This is a genomic window from Streptomyces armeniacus (assembly GCF_003355155.1).
In the GTDB taxonomy this organism is placed as follows: Bacteria; Actinomycetota; Actinomycetes; order Streptomycetales; family Streptomycetaceae; genus Streptomyces; species Streptomyces armeniacus.
In genome coordinates, this window is sequence record NZ_CP031320.1 from 3,519,981 (window position 1) to 3,533,447 (window position 13,467).

The 13,467-nt window shown below is 71.2% G+C and carries 13 protein-coding genes; 5 read left to right on the forward strand and 8 right to left on the reverse strand.

The window, feature by feature from the left end:
• Positions 1–14 precede the first annotated feature (14 nt).
• The 3 genes from DVA86_RS15140 to DVA86_RS15150 form a co-directional block, all read right to left on the reverse strand.
• Positions 15–575: a hypothetical protein gene (locus tag DVA86_RS15140; RefSeq protein ID WP_208878888.1), complete on the reverse strand. Its 561-nt coding sequence runs from the start codon at positions 573–575 to the stop codon at positions 15–17.
• Between the two features lie 354 nt (positions 576–929).
• On the reverse strand, positions 930–1,526 hold the full coding sequence (locus DVA86_RS15145; RefSeq protein ID WP_208878889.1) for a helix-turn-helix transcriptional regulator: 597 nt from the start codon (positions 1,524–1,526) through the stop codon (positions 930–932).
• Between the two features lie 961 nt (positions 1,527–2,487).
• Positions 2,488–3,687, reverse strand: coding sequence for a hypothetical protein (locus DVA86_RS15150; RefSeq protein ID WP_208878895.1), 1,200 nt, complete (start codon positions 3,685–3,687; stop codon positions 2,488–2,490).
• 105 nt (positions 3,688–3,792) lie between these two features.
• On the opposite strand from DVA86_RS15150, the gene DVA86_RS15155 reads away from it, so the two are divergent.
• On the forward strand, positions 3,793–4,947 hold the full coding sequence (locus tag DVA86_RS15155; RefSeq protein ID WP_208878896.1) for a cystathionine gamma-synthase: 1,155 nt from the start codon (positions 3,793–3,795) through the stop codon (positions 4,945–4,947).
• 129 nt (positions 4,948–5,076) lie between these two features.
• Positions 5,077–6,258 carry a 4-hydroxybenzoate 3-monooxygenase gene (locus DVA86_RS15160; protein WP_208878901.1) on the forward strand — a complete coding sequence of 394 codons (1,182 nt, stop codon included), beginning with the start codon at positions 5,077–5,079 and terminating at the stop codon, positions 6,256–6,258.
• A 121-nt stretch (positions 6,259–6,379) separates the two neighbouring features.
• Here the strand turns inward: DVA86_RS15160 and DVA86_RS15165 are convergent, their stop codons facing one another.
• The 4 genes from DVA86_RS15165 to DVA86_RS15180 all read right to left on the reverse strand — a co-directional run bounded on the left by DVA86_RS15165 (position 6,380) and on the right by DVA86_RS15180 (position 8,743).
• Positions 6,380–7,150: an FkbM family methyltransferase gene (locus tag DVA86_RS15165; RefSeq protein ID WP_208878903.1), complete on the reverse strand. Its 771-nt coding sequence runs from the start codon at positions 7,148–7,150 to the stop codon at positions 6,380–6,382.
• 219 nt (positions 7,151–7,369) lie between these two features.
• Positions 7,370–7,621, reverse strand: coding sequence for a hypothetical protein (locus DVA86_RS15170; RefSeq protein WP_208878905.1), 252 nt, complete (start codon positions 7,619–7,621; stop codon positions 7,370–7,372).
• Positions 7,618–8,160: a sigma factor-like helix-turn-helix DNA-binding protein gene (locus tag DVA86_RS15175; RefSeq protein WP_425470834.1), complete on the reverse strand. Its 543-nt coding sequence runs from the start codon at positions 8,158–8,160 to the stop codon at positions 7,618–7,620. The genes DVA86_RS15170 and DVA86_RS15175 overlap by 4 nt, the downstream gene beginning before the upstream one ends.
• Positions 8,161–8,206: 46 nt before the next feature.
• Complete coding sequence (locus DVA86_RS15180) at positions 8,207–8,743, reverse strand: MarR family winged helix-turn-helix transcriptional regulator (RefSeq protein WP_208878908.1); 537 nt, start codon at positions 8,741–8,743, stop codon at positions 8,207–8,209.
• A gap of 313 nt (positions 8,744–9,056) precedes the next feature.
• On the opposite strand from DVA86_RS15180, the gene ilvA reads away from it, so the two are divergent.
• The 3 genes from ilvA to DVA86_RS15195 all read left to right on the forward strand — a co-directional run bounded on the left by ilvA (position 9,057) and on the right by DVA86_RS15195 (position 12,651).
• The gene (ilvA, locus tag DVA86_RS15185; protein ID WP_208878910.1) at positions 9,057–10,313 is read left to right on the forward strand and encodes a threonine ammonia-lyase; all 1,257 of its coding nucleotides are present in this window, start codon (positions 9,057–9,059) and stop codon (positions 10,311–10,313) included.
• A 428-nt stretch (positions 10,314–10,741) separates the two neighbouring features.
• Positions 10,742–11,791 (forward strand): ATP-binding cassette domain-containing protein, encoded by a 1,050-nt coding sequence (locus tag DVA86_RS15190; RefSeq protein ID WP_208878912.1) that lies wholly within the window; start codon positions 10,742–10,744, stop codon positions 11,789–11,791.
• Entirely contained in the window at positions 11,788–12,651 is an 864-nt protein-coding gene (locus DVA86_RS15195; protein ID WP_281279297.1) for an ABC transporter permease, read from the forward strand. The genes DVA86_RS15190 and DVA86_RS15195 overlap by 4 nt, the downstream gene beginning before the upstream one ends.
• Positions 12,652–12,744: 93 nt before the next feature.
• Here the strand turns inward: DVA86_RS15195 and greA are convergent, their stop codons facing one another.
• Entirely contained in the window at positions 12,745–13,242 is a 498-nt protein-coding gene (gene greA, locus DVA86_RS15200; protein WP_208878913.1) for a transcription elongation factor GreA, read from the reverse strand.
• Positions 13,243–13,467: the final 225 nt, after the last annotated feature.

A 13,467-nucleotide genomic window follows, 5' to 3' on the forward strand; every position in this document is an offset into this window, starting at 1 on the left:
TGCGGGTCCGGGCTTCACACCGCGTCGCGGCCCGTTGCCGTCAACAGCCCGGCGTCCGCAGGCAGCCGGACGTGGTCGGGGTGGAACTTCTCGAGTACGTAGAGCCGTACGCCGTCGTCGCAGGCGATCACGGACTCCTTGTACGCGCACGGGCGGCCCGCCTCGTCATCCGGCTCATCGCCCGCCTCGTCGCCCGGCCACTCGGTCACTCCGTACGAGAGCACCTCGCGGTGCTGCCGGGTGCTCGCCTCGTGGAGCCGCTTGCCGAGCGGCGCGGTGTCGCTCGCCGAACCCGACCAGCCGCTGGGGGGAGCGGCGAAGACGACCAGGTTCATGCTGGCGGGCGCGCCGTCGGGGGCGACGAGCGTGGACTTCCGTTCGACGACGGGATCGCCGGGACTGAGCCCCAGCGCGGACACGGCCCGTTCGGGCAACTCCTCTACGGGGACGTCCTGCTGGGACGCGACGAGCACGGCAAGCGGGCAGTCGAGCAGCGCCTCGAGCAGGATCGTGGTGGAGCCGTCGCTGCACAGCAGCATGCGCGTGACGCCCGCGTCCACGGATACCTGCGGCATGACTCCGGTTGACCCCGTCCCTGTCGACTGTGACGCGTCCCCCGGGCTGCGCCGGGGAGACCCTTACCCTGCCCCCGGCGCATGGCGCCAGGCTCCGACTCGGGAGCACCGGCCGGCCGGTGGCGGCGCCGGTGAGGAACCCTCATCTTCCAGTGCGCGCGTTTGGGGAATTCCCCACAACCACGGTGGGTTTGGCGGGCGGAGCCGTACGGCGTGACCGTAGGACGCGCGGGCTCCGTACGGCGTGACCGTACGGAGGGCTCCGTACGGCGCGCAGGCTCCCGTACGGCGCGGGCCCGGGCCGGCCGCCCGGTCAGGGGCGGGGGCGCCGGGCCGGCACCCGTGTGCGGGAACCTACTTGGCGTCCTTCACGAAGTCCGGGAGCACCCGGGGCGGCCAGCTGCCGACCGTGAGCATCCCCATCGAGTGGGCGCGGGCGACCAGCGCCGCGCGGTTCGGCACCTTCATGCGCCGCAGCATCAGGCCCACGTGGTACTCGACGCCCTGCCGGCTGAGGTAGAGCCGCGCGGCGAGCTGCACCGTGGACGAGCCGCTGGCGACGCCCTCGAGTATCCGTGCGTCCAGGTGCGAGAAGACGGCTTTGCTGCGGCGGGCCGGCTGCGGGGCCGTCTCCGGCACGTCCACGGGCGCGTCGTCCGGGCGCAGGATCATCACGCAGGACAGGGAGTTGCCCACGCTCTGCACGGCGACGCCGGTCATCTCCGCGGAGAAGACCTTGTCGCCCTCGCGCAGGCCCACCACGCGCTCGGCGAAGTGCGTACGGCGGCCGTCGGCGAGCCGGGCGAAGTGCCGGTCGAGCATCTGGGGCGCGCTGGGGTGCAGCAGGTCGTACACGTTGCGGCCGAAGATGTCGGAGGAGCTGCCGCCGAACTGCCGCAGGAAGGCGGCGTCGGCCGCCACCACGGTGAGGGAGGAGTCAAGGCTCGCCATGCATGTCCGCTGTTGCCCGTTCGGGCGGCGGAGTTCAGGCGCCGGCTCTTTGGTTCGCTGGGGAGTCAAGGGGATCAGTGCCTTTCTCTCACAACACACGGTGAAACCGTCCCCCGATTCCCCATGTGTTCGCACCGTCTCCCTCCGTTACCGAAGGGGGGCGTCGTTTATCGCGATCGGCCCACTTGGTCATTGCGGATACACGTAACCGAGCGGGGATCCGGAATGCGGACTCCGGTCTCCGCTGTACGCGAAAGATCGATAGATGGGCGCCACCTGGGCCGAGGTGGGGGAACCCGGAATTTACAGCTCGTCAATAGGTGCGAACGCGTAGCACCGTAACTCTCAATTAATTACTGCGTTACCCCCGTGTTGCAGAATGACTGCCGTGTTACGTGCTCGCGATGGAGCGGAGCGGTCGCTCCGTTGCCGGAGCCGATAACCATGCCGACGCGTACGCGATCCACCCCAGCGGCACCGGAGTTGAGCGGCACCGGGGCCGTGGTGTGAGCGGCCGCCGCGAGGGCGGACCGCACGGGGCGGAGCGGAAGGTCGGAGACCTGGAAGCGGGCGTTCGTACGGCCTTCACCGGTGCGGGCGGCAACCGGAGACAGCCTGAACTGGTCGGCTGAGCGACACGCGGGGAAGACCCTGAGGCCGAGTGCGCCGACGATCCGGAGTTGTACGTTCCGGCTCATCAACCTCCCCCTCCGGTTGCCCCTGAACAGCCGTAGTGGGAAACCTGTCACAAGTCCTAAGTGATAGTCAAGTCAGAGCAGTCACAGCTTGACAATACCCTCCCCTGAACTGGGAATTCACCAGTCAAGTTGAGTTATCAAATTGCACTGAGGGGTGACTCCGAGGGGTATCGGCATGTCCCGCGCAAGAAGATCAAGCGTACGTTCCGCTCTGACCCCCGTCGGTAGTGTGACAAGCACACTGACACAAGCCGCCGCAACGATCAGTTCGGCAGCATCGCCGTACCGCCGGAGGACTCCCATCCGGCGATCGCGAGCGCGCGGTAAGTGGCGTACGCCGCCGCCGGATCGGCGCTGTCGACCCACGGGACCGCGCCCACGTAACCGTCCACCACCTGCAGCGCGTCCAGCGCCTCCGCGTACCGCTCGGCCCGCACCAGGAACCACACCAGCAGATGCAGCACGTGCGGCCGCACCGGGTGGTCGCCCTCGGCCTGGTCGACGGCGAACTCCGCGGCCTCGATGGCCGTTTCGATCTCCGCGCTCTGATACAGCCCGCGCACCACGTTCACCTCGGGCAGATGCTCCAGCACCGCGAACAGCGGGAGCGCGGGCAGCAGCGTGCCCTCCGGCGCGTGCGCCGCGGCCGTACGCGCGAACGCGTCCGCGTCCTCCTTCGATCCGCTCCAACGCGCCGACCAGTACGGCAACGCGGCCAGATGCGCGCCCATGTGGTGCGGCGCGCGCCGGGTCACCTCGGACCAGAGCGCCTCGAAGTCGGCCCTCCGGTAGCTCAGCGCGCGGCCCACGTGCAGCTCCGTCACGTACGGGGTGGGGTCGGCCGGTGCCAGCTCCACCGCGTCGCGGCAGACCGTACGGGCCTCCTCCAGGATGATGCGGTGGTCCGCCGAGCCGGTGTCGGCCATCGCCTGCCACACCAGGAACTGCGCGTACACCTGCGCGCCCCCCGGATCCGCCGGGCGCTCCGCGCGCCACGCCCGCAGCCAGCCCGCGTCCCGCACGGCGTGCGCCTTGCTGAACGAGATGCCCGCCCCGTCACCGGCGCCCGCCGCACCCGCCGCCGCGTCCTCCGGGTGCGCGGCGTCCTCCGCCGCCTCCCGCGCCCGCGCCTCCGCCAGCTCCAGCGCCGCCGCACCCGCGATCGACAGCACGCGCTGCCAGCGCAGCTCCCACTCGTCGCCGGTCAGCGCGAGCAGCCGGGCGACCGGCTCCCAGTCCTGCGTCCGCTGGGTCTCCTCCAGCGCGTCGACCAGGTGCTGGTCGGGGCCCGGCAGCCGTACGTCGAGCTGCTCGACGGGCACGAAACCGTAACCCCCCGCGGGCGACGCCGCCTGCGCCAGCCCGTGCGCCCCCTGCCGCGCCAGCCGGCGCCGGCGCAGCGCGGGTGCCACCAGGACACCGAAGATGGCGGTGAGTGCGATCAGCAGCAGCAGGGCTTCCATGGCGGCGGACTCTCCGGGACAGGGATCGGCAGGGGCGGCGCGCCCTCGACACGTTCTGGTTCATGCTCGGCTCGCCTCCACCGTACGGCCCATTACGGTGGCGGCATGAACGAGCAGAGCTTCCCGCAGAGCTTCGAGACCCGCGCCATCCACGCCGGGCAGCCCGCCGACGCCGCCACCGGCGCGGTCGTGACACCCATCTACCAGGTGTCCACATACAAGCAGGACGGTGTCGGCGGCCTCCGCGGCGGCTACGAGTACAGCCGCTCGGGCAACCCGACCCGTACCGCCCTGGAGGAGAACCTGGCCGCGCTGGAGGGCGGCCGCCGCGGGCTCGCCTTCGCGTCCGGACTGGCCGCCGAGGACTGCCTGCTGCGTACGCTGCTTCGGCCCGGCGATCACGTGGTGATCCCCAACGACGCGTACGGCGGCACGTTCCGGCTGTTCGCGCGGGTCGTCGAGCAGTGGGGCGTCGAGTGGTCCGTCGCGGACACCTCCGACCCGGCGTCGGTACGGGCGGCGCTGCGCGACCGTACGAAGGCGATCTGGGTCGAGACCCCATCCAACCCGCTGCTCGGCATCACCGACATCGCCGCGCTCGCGGACATCGCCCGTACGGCAGGGGTGCGGCTCGTCGTCGACAACACCTTCGCCAGCCCCTACCTCCAGCAGCCCCTCGCGCTGGGCGCGGACGTCGTCGTGCACTCGACGACGAAGTACATGGGCGGCCACTCCGACGTCGTCGGCGGCGCCCTGGTGACCTCCGACGCCGAACTCGGCGAGCAGCTGGCCTTCCACCAGAACGCGATGGGCGCGGTGGCGGGGCCGTTCGACTGCTGGCTGGTGATGCGCGGCATCAAGACCCTGGCCGTACGGATGGACCGGCACAGCGCGAACGCCGCCCGCATCGTGGACCTCCTCACCGGCCACCCCTCGGTCACCCAGGTCTACTACCCGGGCCTGCCCTCGCACCCCGGGCACGAGGTCGCGGCGAAGCAGATGCGGGCGTTCGGCGGGATGGTGTCGTTCCGGGTCGCGGGCGGCGAGGAGGCGGCCGTACGGGTCTGCGACCGGGCGCGGCTGTTCACGCTGGGCGAGTCGCTGGGCGGCGTCGAGTCGCTGATCGAGCACCCGGGGCTGATGACGCACGCGTCGGTGAGCGGCTCGGCGCTGGAGGTTCCGGCCGACCTGGTACGGCTGTCGGTCGGCATCGAGGCGGCGGACGACCTGCTCACCGACCTGACCACAGCCCTCGGCTGACCGCCATCCCAAGCCGGTCGGGCTCACGTGGCAGGGCCGGGCTCAAGTCGCAGGCCTGTGGACGGTGCCGTAAACGCCGCCGTACGGTACCGAAAAGGCCGGAGAGCCGGAGAAGGGGAGCCAGACCACATGCGTACGCGCACCCAGGTGGGCATCGTCGGAGCCGGCCCGGCCGGTCTGCTGCTGGCGCAGCTGTTGCACCGGCAGGGCATCGACACGGTCGTCCTGGAACGGCAGGACGAGGCGTACGTACGGGCGCGCGTCCGGGCCGGCGTACTGGAACCGGGCACCGTACGCGCCCTGAAGGCAGTCGGCGCGGGCGACCGGATGCTGCGCGAGGGCCTCGTGCACGGCGGGTTCGAGCTGCGGTTCGGCGGGCGCGGCCACCGGATCGCGATGGACGAGCTGACCGGTGAGTCCATCACCGTGTACGGGCAGCAGGAGGTCGTCGCCGACCTCATCGACGCACGCCGGGCGGCGGGCGAGACGGTGGAGTTCGAGGCCACCGTCACGGAGGTCACCGGCACGGACACGGCCACACCGGTGATCCACTACCGGCGGGGCGGCGAAACAGGAGAAGCAGCCGAAATACACGAGCTGCACTGCGACTTCGTCGCCGGCTGCGACGGCTTCCACGGGGTGTGCAGGCCGCCGCAGTCGCGTTCGTACGAGCGCGACTACCCGTTCGCCTGGCTCGGCATCCTGGCCGCGGTGCCGCCGTCCTCCGACGAGTTGATCTACGCACGGCACGACCGCGGCTTCGCGATGCACAGCATGCGTTCGCCGTCGGTCAGCCGCTTCTACCTCCAGGTGGCGCCGGACACCGACCTCGCCGAGTGGCCGGACGAGCGGATCTGGAAGGAACTCCGCATCCGGCTCTCGACCGACGACGGCTGGCAGCTCACGGAGGGCGAGGTGACGGAGAAAAGCGTCACCGGGATGCGCAGTTTCGTCAGCGACACCATGCGGCACGGCCGGCTGCTGCTCGCGGGGGACGCCGCGCACATCGTGCCGCCGACCGGCGCGAAGGGCCTCAACCTGGCCGTCTCCGACGCGCAGTTGCTGGGCGAGTCGCTGATCAGCTGGTACGCGGACGGCGACGAGGGCCCGCTGGCCGCTTACTCCGACACCTGCCTGCGGCGGGTCTGGCGCGCGCAGGACTTCTCGTCCTGGATGACGGGGCTGCTGCACCGCAGGGAGGGCGCCGAGTTCGAGCAGCGGGCGCAGCTTGCCCAACTGGCGTACATCTGCCGCTCCACGGCGGCGTCCACGATGCTCGCCGAGAACTACGTGGGCGCGACGGGGATGTGACCCCCGCTCCCGTACGGGGACGGATACGGGACGGGGGGACGCCGTACGACGGGCCCGTACAACGGCCCGTACGACGGGTGCGCCCGTCCCGCGCCCGAGCGGGGGCGCGGGACCGGGGACGTCACGGCTGGCGGGTGGCGTACACCATGTAGTAGCGGTAGACCTCGGGCAGTTCGGCGCGCTCCACGACCACCGAGAAACCCTTGCCGTCAAGCGTGTCAATGATCGTGTCAAGTCGCCCGTCGAGGTCCTGGACCTCGATGACGGCCTGGTCGATGCGGAGCCAGTCCTCGTCGTCCAGGCCCTGCATGACGTCGAGTTCGGCGCCCTCGACGTCGATCTTCAGCAGGTCGATCTGCTCGCCGGGCGCCCAGTCCCGCAGCACCGTGGAGAGCCGGTCCACCTGGGCCTCGACGTCGAGGCCCGTCATCACACGGTCGACCTCGGCCTGGCCGATCTGCTCGACGGTGAGCTCCTGGCCGACCTTCTTCTGCTCCGGGTAACGGGTCGAGTTGCCGGGAACCGCCGGGTAGAAGGTGAAGTGCACCTTCTCGTTCCGCTGGCCGAGCGCCATCCTGCGGGTGTCGACGCCCTTGACGCCGTGTGCGTCGAGGTTCCGCTGCAGCGCCTCGTAAATCGGCGGAATCGGCTCCATGGCCAGCACCTGGGCGCCCGGGAACTGCTGCTTGACGAAGAGGGTGAAGAGGCCGACATTGGCACCGCAGTCGACGATCCGCGACGTGTCGGAGAGTTTGATCCCGTGCCGGAGATACGTCCGGTCCTCGAAGATCTCCTTGTAGATGAAGCCGACCTCGGAGAACTGTTCACCCCCCGCCTGCGGCACGAAGAACGAAACGCCGTCCGCGACCTGTACGGACCTGATCTCAGTCATGATGCGCTCTATCCCCTGCGTTGTGGTTCCGCGGGTCATCGGCGCCCGCCGTGTCAGCGTGCATCACGCATTACCAGCAATCCCCTCGAATTCCGCCGGTCGGCGATCTCCCGGCGATCTCCCCGCCGAGTGCCCGCGGCCTGCCCGCGGAGCACGCCGCGCGGCTGAGAACGGGCAGGAACGGGCCCTGGCCGAGGGGGCGTTGGGCGCGCACGGCGCTCACCAGTCGTACGACGGCGGGGTGGTCTGCGAGGGCCGCGCCACCCACGGCTCCGCCGCCAGCGCCCAGACGGTGAAGGCGATCGCGGCGACGAGCAGCACCGTCCAGAGCACGGCGCGCCACGTGTTGTGCCGGCGCAGCTGCCGCTCGCCGCGGACGAGCGCGCGGGCCGCCAGGTCCACCGGCAGCGGTGCGGGCCGCAGCTCCAGCATGCGGCGGACCTCGTCCTCCTTGCGGTCGGGGGCGCTCATGCCGCGCCCTCCACTTCGCGCTGCGTGCCCGTCGCCGTGCGCGCGGGCGTACGCCGCGGCGCCCGTCCCCGCGGCGGGGGCGCGGCACCGCCGGTGCGCGCGGGCGGGCGGCTCCGCATGGCCGCCGCCGCGCGCCGGCACAGCGCGCGTACGCGCTCGACCGGCAGCCCGAGCGCCGCCGCGACCTGCTCCTCGGCCACCCCCTCGTACAGCCGCAGCACCAGTACGAGCCGCTCCTGCGGCGGCAGCCGGTCCAGCAGTCCGCCGCGCGGCCTGCGGTGGCGCCAGGCGGTGCGCGCGAAGCGTGCGGCGAGCTCCTGCCGGGTGCGGTCGTACGGGTCCTCGCCGCGCAGCCGGTCCCAGCCCGCGTACGTACGGGCCAGCGCGCCGATCAGCAGCCGCTCGGCGGCCGGTGCGGCGCCGGAGCGCTCCCCGGTGAGCAGGGTGGCGGCATGCAGCAGCCGTCCGCCCGCGCCTGCGACGAACGCCTCGAAGTCGCGGGCCCGGCGGGGATCGTGTCCTGCCTGCGGCATCCGCACGGTACCTACCCCCATCTGTCATGGGACGGCAGGCACAGTGATCAAATCAAGAGCCGGGAGTCACCTGGTCCGCGTTCTGCGCGCCGTGCAGCGCCATGTTGAAGCGGGTGAGCAGCGTGCAGAAGACGGTGCGTTCCTCCTCGGACCAGCCGTCCGTGAGCAGTTCCATCAGCTCGCGCCGCGAGGACCGCACCTGCTCCAGACGCGCCATGCCGCGCGGCGAGAGCTGCAGGACGACGGCGCGGCCGTCCTCGGGGTGTGAAGTGCGTTTGACCAGGCCGGAGTCCACAAGCGGGGCGACCTGCCGGGTGACGGTCGAGGAGTCGATCCCCATGCCGGCGGCGAGTGCCTTGACGCCCATGGGGCCTTCCAGGTCGAGCCGGTTGAGCAGCAGGTACGCGGCGCGGTCCATGGAGTTGCGGGCCTGTCCGACGCCGCCGAGGCGGGTCTGCTCCGCGCGCCGCGCGAAGACGGCGACCTGGTGCTGCAGGGCGTCGAGTACGGGTGGTTCGGAGATCTCCGCATCGGGGACAGCGGAGTCGTTGTCGGGAAGGTCTGTCGTCATGTCCGGGTGCGTGGGCATGGCCGGGATGCTCGCTTCTTTGGAAGTTCCAAGTACGTACGACCGAAGTGTGGGGCACAGGGTACGCGCCCCGGCCGCCGCGGCGTAGCGCCCTGCAAGAACCCGCAGCGTCCGCCGTACGGGGCCGCGCTGCCGCCGCGCACGACCGCCGTACGCGGCGGCGCCGCCCGTACGCGCCCCGGCACGGTGCGTACGCGGGCGGGTGCGGCACGTGCCCGGCGCGCGGCGGGGCCCGGGGCGGGCGCGGGGCGGCGCGCTCCCGTACGCACCCTCACCGCACGCACTCCCGGGGATGGTGCGCGAGACTGGCGGCATGGTTGACAGCCCCGGCGGGGACCCCGGCACTTCCCCCGCCCCTCTCGCCCCTCTCGCCGTATCCGTGGACGACGTCCGCAACGCCCAGAAGACGCTGTCCGGCGTCGCCCGCTCCACGGCCCTGGAGGGCAGCCGCCACCTCACCGCCCTGGTCGGCTCCCCGGTCCAGCTGAAGTGCGAGAACCTCCAGCGCACGGGCTCGTTCAAGCTGCGCGGCGCGTACGTCCGCATCGCCGCCATGCCCGCGGAGGAACGCGCGCGCGGCGTCGTCGCGGCGAGCGCCGGCAACCACGCGCAGGGCGTCGCCCTCGCGGCCTCGCTGCTCGGCGTGCGCTCGACGGTGTTCATGCCCGTCGGCGCCCCGCTGCCGAAGGTCGCCGCGACCCGGGACTACGGCGCGCAGGTACGGCTGCACGGCCAGGTCGTCGACGAGACGCTGCGGGCGGCGCAGGAGTACGCGCGGGAGACGGGCGCTGTGTTCATCCACCCCTTCGACCACCCCGACGTGGTGGCGGGGCAGGGCACGGTCGGGCTGGAGATCCTCGAGCAGTGCCCGGAGGTCCGCACCATCGTCGTCGGGGTCGGCGGCGGCGGGCTGGCGGCCGGCATCGCGGTGGCGGTCAAGCAACTGCGCCCGGACGTACGGATCGTGGGCGTGCAGGCGGAGGGCGCCGCCGCGTACCCGCCCTCGCTGGCGGCGGGCGCCCCGGTGGCACTGGACGCCGTGTCGACCATGGCCGACGGGATCAAGGTGGGGCGGCCCGGCGACGTGCCCTTCGCGATCATCAACGACCTGGTGGACGAGGTCCGTACGGTCTCCGAGGACGCGCTGTCCAGCGCGCTCCTGCTGTGCCTGGAACGCGCCAAGATGGTCGTCGAACCGGCCGGCGCGAGCCCGGTGGCCGCGCTGCTCACCGCTCCCGGCACGTTCGAGGGGCCGGTCGTGGCGGTGCTGTCCGGAGGGAACGTCGACCCGCTCGTACTCCAGCGGACGCTGCGGCACGGCATGGCCGCGGCGGGCCGCTACCTCTCGCTGCGGCTCCGGCTCACCGACCGCCCGGGCGCTCTCGCGGCGCTCCTGCACGAACTGTCCGAGGCGGACGCGAACGTCCTGGACGTGAGCCACGTACGCACCGACTCCCGGCTCGGCGTGGACGAGGCGGAGGTCGAACTGCGCCTGGAGACGAAGGGCCCGCAGCACTGCGCGGACGTGGCCGGCGCGCTGCGCTCGGCGGGCTACAAGGTGATCGGCTGAGAAGGCCCAGGCCACGCGATCCAGCCCGTCCGGCGATTGAGGACGGCCCTCAGCCACGACGAGCCCGCGCCCGGCGGACTCCTGTTCTGGGCATGCCCGTCGTCCGTGTAGTCACAGCCCACCCCGACTCACGACTGTCGTGAGGTGTATCGCGTCCACCGAAGGGGCACTCGTACGCGCGGCCGACAGCCACCCGGTACGTCCCTGGTGCGCCCAACCTCCGGTCAAACGAACCCTTGACCAGTCATGACAATTCCTGACTCAGGCGAGTCACATTTCGCGACTGTCGCAAGTCGCTTGACGCGATATATCGCGTCGTGCATAGTAGTGGATCTGCGGGCGGCGCCACCCCACGAGCGCCGCAGATGCCGGACATATTAGGCGTCCGTAAAATCCCTTTCCTCACCACTCCAGACATTGGGGGCCACATGCCAGGCGCCATCTACGCCGAGGGTCTGGTCAAGACGTTCGGCGAGGTCAAGGCGTTGGACGGCGTCGATCTCGAAGTCCCCGAGGGCACCGTGCTCGGCCTGCTCGGGCCGAACGGCGCCGGCAAGACGACCGCCGTCCGCGTGCTGACCACGCTGCTCAAGCCGGACAGCGGCAAGGCCGTCGTCGCCGGGGTCGACGTGCTCAGGCGCCCCAACGAAGTGCGCAGGTCCATCGGGCTGTCCGGCCAGTTCGCCGCTGTCGACGAGTATCTGACCGGCCGGGAGAACCTGCAGATGGTCGGCCAGCTCTACCAACTCTCCGCGCGCGACGCCAAGAAGCGCGCGGCCACGCTGCTGGAGCGCTTCCACCTCGCGGACGCCGCGGACCGTACGGCGAAGACGTACTCGGGCGGCATGCGCCGCCGCCTCGACCTCGCCGCGGCGCTGGTCGTCAGCCCGCCGGTGATGTTCATGGACGAGCCGACCACCGGTCTCGACCCGCGCAACCGGCAGGAACTGTGGGTCGTGATCGAGGAGTTGGTCTCCGGCGGCACGACCCTCCTGCTCACCACGCAGTATCTCGAGGAGGCCGACCGGCTGGCGCACGACATCGCGGTCGTCGACCACGGCAAGGTCATCGCCCGCGGCACCTCCGACCAGCTCAAGGCGCGTACGGGCGGCGAGCGCGTCGAGGTCGTCGTGCACGAGCGGGAGCACATCGCGACGGCACGGGGCGTGCTGGAGGGCTTCGGCAAGGGCGAGTCGGTGGTCGAGGAGCACACCCGGAAGATCACCGTCCCGGTGACCGGCGGCGCGAAGCTGCTCGCGGAGGTCATCCGCGAACTCGACGCCAGGGGCGTGGAGATAGACGACATCGGACTGCGCCGCCCCACCCTCGACGACGTCTTCCTCTCCCTGACCGGCCACGTGGCCGAGGTGAGCGAGACGAACGGCGCCCCGGACGCGGGCGCAGGGGCAGGGACAGGCGCGGGCACCGGCACCGGCACCGGCCAGGACGGCACGGGCGCGAAGGAGACCGCGAAGTGACCACCACGGAAGGCACGATCGTCGCGCCGGCCGCCCCGCTCGCCAAGGGCGGCATCAGGCAGTCCGTCTCGGACTCCCTGATCATCGCCAAGCGGAACCTCATCCGGATGCTGCGCATCCCTGAGGTCGTCATCTTCGGGCTGATCCAGCCGATCATGTTCGTGGTGCTGTTCAGCTACGTCTTCGGCGGCTCCATCAACCTCCCCGGCGCAGGCATAGACGCGGGGGCGTACCGCGAGTTCCTGATGGGCGGCATCTTCGCGCAGACCGTCACCTTCGCCACGGCGGGCGCCGGCGCGGGCATCGCCGAGGACATGCACAAGGGCCTCGTCGACCGGTTCCGTTCCCTGCCCATGGCCCGCGGCGCGGTGCTCACCGGGCGAACCCTCGCCGACATGGTGCAGACGGCGCTCACCCTCGTCGTGCTGGCGCTCGTCGCGGTGCTGGTCGGCTGGCGTACGCACGAGAACCTCCTCAAGGTCCTCGCGGGCTTCGCCCTGCTGCTCCTCCTGGGCTACGCGTTCACCTGGATCGGCGCGCTGATCGGCCTGTCCGTCCGTTCGCCGGAGGCCGCGACCTCGGGCGGGCTGGTCTGGCTGTTCCCGCTGACGTTCATCTCGAACGCCTTCGTGCCCTCCCAGAACATGCCGTCCCTGCTCCAGCACGTCGCCGAGTGGAACCCGTTCAGTGCCACCGTGCAGGCGTCCCGCGAGCTGTTCGGGAACATACCGCCGGGGTATCCGACGCCGGACGCCTGGCCGATGCAGCACCCCGTGCTGGCCTCGCTGCTCTGGTCGGTCGTGATCATCGCGCTGTTCCGTACGCTCGCGGTCCGCAAGTACAAGTCCGCGACCGCCTGAGCCGCCGGCCGACGGCGACAGATCGGGCGTCGGCCGGGGCAAGCAGCGGGGCCGGGCGCGTGCTGCGCCCGGCCCGTCGTCCACGTCGTGCGGTCAACCCTGGTAGGGCTTGGCCTCCAGGATGCGCACCGAGGCCATCTTGCCGTTCGGCAGCTCGTACTCGACGTCGGTGCCGACCTTCTTCCCGTTCACGCCGCCGCCCAGGGGGGACTGCGGGGAGTAGGTCTCGATGTCCGAGCTCGCGTACTCGCGCGAGGCCAGGAGGAAGGTCAGCGTGTCGTCCTCGTCGCCGTCGAAGGCGATCGTCACGACCATGCCGGGCGCGACCACCCCGGTATCGGCGGGAGCCTCTCCCACCTTCGCCGTCTCGAGCAGCTGCGTCAGCTGCCGTACGCGCAGCTCCTGCTTGCCCTGCTCCTCCTTGGCCGCGTGGTACCCGCCGTTCTCCCGGAGGTCGCCCTCCTCACGAGCCGCCTCGATCTTCTTGGCGATCTCGGTGCGTGCAGGACCCGACAGGTACTCCAGCTCGGCCTTGAGCTGGTCGTACGCCTCCTGGGTCAGCCAGGTGACGCTGTCGCTGGTCTGGGTCACAGGTCGCTCCTCGTCGGTGCTGGGATATAAAGCAACGCCCTACCCAACAGGCTGCGCCTTGGTGGGCGGGCGGAAACTACGAGCCTAACAATTACGGCGGAAAAGGGAAGAAGGAGAAACAGAAAGTCAGGGTCCGGTCACTTCTCGTCACCGACGGTCCCGGGCCCGGCGGTTGCGCGGCTTGCGCACCGCGGGCGCCGTACGAGCCGTGCCAGCCGTACGCGC

Coding starts and splice junctions, on each gene's coding strand:
- DVA86_RS15140 (WP_208878888.1), bottom strand. CDS start 575: ATGCCGCAGGTATCCGTGGACGCGGGCGTCACGCGCATGCTGCTGTGC.
- DVA86_RS15145 (WP_208878889.1), bottom strand. CDS start 1,526: ATGGCGAGCCTTGACTCCTCCCTCACCGTGGTGGCGGCCGACGCCGCC.
- DVA86_RS15150 (WP_208878895.1), bottom strand. CDS start 3,687: ATGGAAGCCCTGCTGCTGCTGATCGCACTCACCGCCATCTTCGGTGTC.
- DVA86_RS15155 (WP_208878896.1), top strand. CDS start 3,793: ATGAACGAGCAGAGCTTCCCGCAGAGCTTCGAGACCCGCGCCATCCAC.
- DVA86_RS15160 (WP_208878901.1), top strand. CDS start 5,077: ATGCGTACGCGCACCCAGGTGGGCATCGTCGGAGCCGGCCCGGCCGGT.
- DVA86_RS15165 (WP_208878903.1), bottom strand. CDS start 7,150: ATGACTGAGATCAGGTCCGTACAGGTCGCGGACGGCGTTTCGTTCTTC.
- DVA86_RS15170 (WP_208878905.1), bottom strand. CDS start 7,621: ATGAGCGCCCCCGACCGCAAGGAGGACGAGGTCCGCCGCATGCTGGAG.
- DVA86_RS15180 (WP_208878908.1), bottom strand. CDS start 8,743: ATGCCCACGCACCCGGACATGACGACAGACCTTCCCGACAACGACTCC.
- ilvA (WP_208878910.1), top strand. CDS start 9,057: ATGGTTGACAGCCCCGGCGGGGACCCCGGCACTTCCCCCGCCCCTCTC.
- DVA86_RS15190 (WP_208878912.1), top strand. CDS start 10,742: ATGCCAGGCGCCATCTACGCCGAGGGTCTGGTCAAGACGTTCGGCGAG.